3 protein-coding genes are annotated in these 3,263 nt (G+C 65.1%); 1 reads left to right on the top strand and 2 read right to left on the bottom strand.

Annotated elements, in window-relative coordinates:
• On the bottom strand, positions 1 to 1,317 hold a 1,317-nt coding region (locus QZY03_RS00770; RefSeq protein WP_295577211.1), incomplete at its 3' end, for a coniferyl aldehyde dehydrogenase.
• Positions 1,318 to 1,320: 3 nt separating this feature from the next.
• A complete protein-coding gene (locus QZY03_RS00775) occupies positions 1,321 to 2,586 on the bottom strand; it encodes an iron-containing alcohol dehydrogenase (RefSeq protein WP_295577213.1) in 1,266 nt (421 codons plus the stop codon).
• Between the two features lie 272 nt (positions 2,587 to 2,858).
• Here QZY03_RS00775 and QZY03_RS00780 point away from each other — a divergent pair.
• On the top strand, positions 2,859 to 3,263 hold a 405-nt coding region (locus tag QZY03_RS00780; RefSeq protein ID WP_295577215.1), incomplete at its 3' end, for a DUF3611 family protein.

Raw genomic sequence — 3,263 nt, forward strand, 5'->3', positions numbered from 1 at the left:
GACCGGCCGCAGCTTCGAGAAGGTCAGGAAGCCCTCGTAGCCATGGTAGTGCCCCATGCCGCTCGCGCCGACGCCGCCGAACGGCAGGTCGTGCTGCCCCACCTGCACGATGGCCTCATTGACGCCGACGCTGCCCGAGAGCACCTCGGTGATGTACCGCTCGGCGAGTCGCTTGTCGTTGGTGAACGGATAGAACGCGAGCGGGCGGTCGTGAGCGTTGACGTAAGCGATGACCTCGTCAGCCTCGCGATACGGTTTGACCGGCAAGAGCGGCCCGAAGATTTCCTCCTTCATGATCGTCATCTCGTCGCTCACCCCGAGCACAATGTGCGGAGCGATCTTGCGGCGACCGGCATCGAGCTGCTGGTCCGGCGCCAGGTTGATGACGGTCGCCCCGCGCGCCTGCGCATCCTCGAGCGTCGCGACGAGCCGTTCAAAGGCAGGCTGATCGATGATCGTGGTGTAGTCCGGGCCGTTCAGATCGGGATATCGCTCTGCGACGAGCCGCTTGGCATGCGCGACGAACGCGTCGGTACTCGCTTCGGGCAAGAACAGGTAATCGACGTTAACGCACACCTGACCGGCGTTCATGCACTTGGCCCAGAGGATGCGCTCGGCGGCCGTCGCCAGCGGAAAGTCGGGCGCGACCACCGCCGGGGCCTTGCCGCCGAGCTCGAGGGTCACCGGACAAAGGTTCGCCGCCGCCGAAGCCATGACGGCGCGTCCGACACCGCTGGAGCCGGTGAAAAGCAGGTGGTCGAACGGAAGTTTCGAGAACTCCGGGCCGCGCCCGAGATCTTCGAAAAACGCGACCTTCTCGGTCGGCAAATAGCGCGGGAAGACCTCGATCAGGAGGCGTGCGAGGTGTACGGATCGATCCGACATCTTCACCATGGCGTGATTGCCGGCGGCAAGGATGTCGACGAGCGGACCGAACGCGAGCTGGATCGGGAAGTTCCAGGGAACGATCACGCCCACTACCCCGAGAGGCTGGGGGACGACGCGGTTCTTTGCGCCGGGAAAGATGAATTGGTCGACCGATCGACGTTGTGAACGCATCCACTTCGCGAGATGCCCGGTCGCGTCGCGGATGCCTTGACGCACCGGGAAGAGCTCGAGCAGCCGTGTCTCGGTCGCCGGTCGCACGCCGAAGTCGGCGTCAATGGCCGCGATGATCGCCGCCTCGTTCTCCTGGAGGAACTGGTGCAGCGCCGCGAGGTGGCCTTTGCGCCGTTCCAGGTCCGGGTACGGGTCGGCTCGATGGGCCGCGCGCTGCTGTTCGAGGCACTGGGCAAGGGTGAGTGCAGACGATTCCATGGCTTAGATATCCTCCTTCTCGGGTCTTGCTCCGGGCGCTCGTGAGCGATCATCCGTCGCCGCGACCATGACACGGCCAGCCGCGCGCTGCACGATGGTCGCGCAGTCGGCGGCCGACATGTACATCGGCACCGGGTAGGTTCCGTGCGCCTCCGCCAGCGCGCGCCGCACGATCTCGGGGATGTCTGCGTCGGCGATCTGCTCGATCGTTGGCGGGATGCCGACGGACGCGTTCAGCCGTCGGATCGCGGCGACGAGACTCAGCGCGAGCGACCTGGGGTCCTCGCCGTCCCGCCCGAGCCCGCAGGCGCGCGCGAGCTCCGCCAGCCGCGATGCGGCGCCATCCACGTAGAAGTCGAGCACGTACGGGAGCAAGATCGCGTTCAGGTGCCCGTGCGGGAGGTGGTAGAGCGGGCCGAGTTGGTGGGCGATCGCGTGGACGTAACCGATGCTCGCCCTGGTGATGGCGAGGCCAGCAAGGCAGGACGCGACAGCAAGACTCTGCCGGGCGGCGATGTCACGACCATCCTCGCAAGCCCGGGGCAGATCGCGAAAGATCGCGCGCGCCGCGGCCACGGACAGGGCGCGCGTCGCCGGTGTGGCGAGTGTCGAGAGGTTGGACTCGATCGCATGCGTGAGCGCGTCCATGCCCGTGGCTGCGGTCACGTGCGGCGGCAGGCCGACCATGAGGTTCGGATCGAGCGCGATCGCCTTCGGCACGAGCTTGTTGTCGACGATGGTGAATTTCCGCCCGGCCCCCGGATCGGAGACGACGGCACCGACAGTCACCTCCGAGCCACTGCCCGCCGTGGTCGGCACCGCGAAGAACGGCACGACGGGGGCGCGGACCTTGAAGTAGCCATCGAGATCCTGCGGACGACGGCCGCTCGCGTGGCATGCGATCATGGCCTTCGCGGCGTCGATCGGCGAGCCGCCGCCGACCGCAAGCACCGCGGTCGCCCCCGACGCCCGGAGCTGCTCGATCCCCGCCATGACGATGTCGATGGTCGGATCGGGCTCGACCTCCGAGAACACCGTCACCGCGAGGCCGGCCGCCTTCAACGCGTTCAACACCGGGGTGACGACCTCAAGCTCGACTAGCACCTGGTCGGTCACGACGAGGACGGACCGAGCGCCGCGGTCGGCGATCAAGCGGGCGAGCTCGATCGACGAGCCCGGCCCCGTCAGCATGAACGGCGTCGGCGCCGGCACGAGGCGAACCGCGACGCCGAGGGCACGAATGCGCAGACTTGCAATGAGATGCGTCATAGGGATAAGGGAAGGAATAGGAAAACCAGCTTTATGGGCAAGGCGGCTTGAAGCAGGAACCTAGCATCGAAGGAAGGTACTCTGCAAGGGCGCAGTGCCAGCCGAGCCGGGCGAAGCTTACGCTAACCGAGGTCTTAGGCGATTTCCGTCAAATCATGTGTTCACCTGCAGTTGTCCTCGATTCTGGACAACGCCAGGTCAGGAGGGCAAAGGACGTGCAATCCCGTGTATCCCAACTGATGAGCAACAAAGCAACCCGGAGTCAACCCACGATGAGTCATCCATGTCGTAACAAGCTGCTGCCGCTCCTCAGCGCCGGCGTTCTGGTCGCCGTCCTGGCAGGTCGCTTTATTGTCTTTCTTTTGACACTATCTACGACCCGGTTGTTTCCTAAATCCGGATCTGGGCCTCCCGGCTCCGCTTCGATCACTCCCCCAGCCGGACCGCAATATGCGGCCGAGGTGTCAGTCATGAGTATGTTCACGCGAATCGTTGAGAGTCTGCATGGCGCAAAGATCGAGGGTCTGGCCAAGACCTTTTCCCGTTTGGGGAAGATCGGTTTTTGGCTCCAGGTGGTGCTCGGCTCGATCCCCCTGGCTGTTACCTTCTTTGTCTTTGTGTTTTCAGGCAGCATCTCAGGCCCGCGCAGCGGCCTGCCGATTGTCGGGCTGCTGAGC

Origin of the sequence: uncultured Lamprocystis sp., from assembly GCF_903933125.1 — a bacterium.
GTDB lineage: Bacteria > Pseudomonadota > Gammaproteobacteria > Chromatiales > Chromatiaceae > Thiodictyon.

Coding starts and splice junctions, on each gene's coding strand:
- QZY03_RS00775 (WP_295577213.1), bottom strand. CDS start 2,586: ATGACGCATCTCATTGCAAGTCTGCGCATTCGTGCCCTCGGCGTCGCG.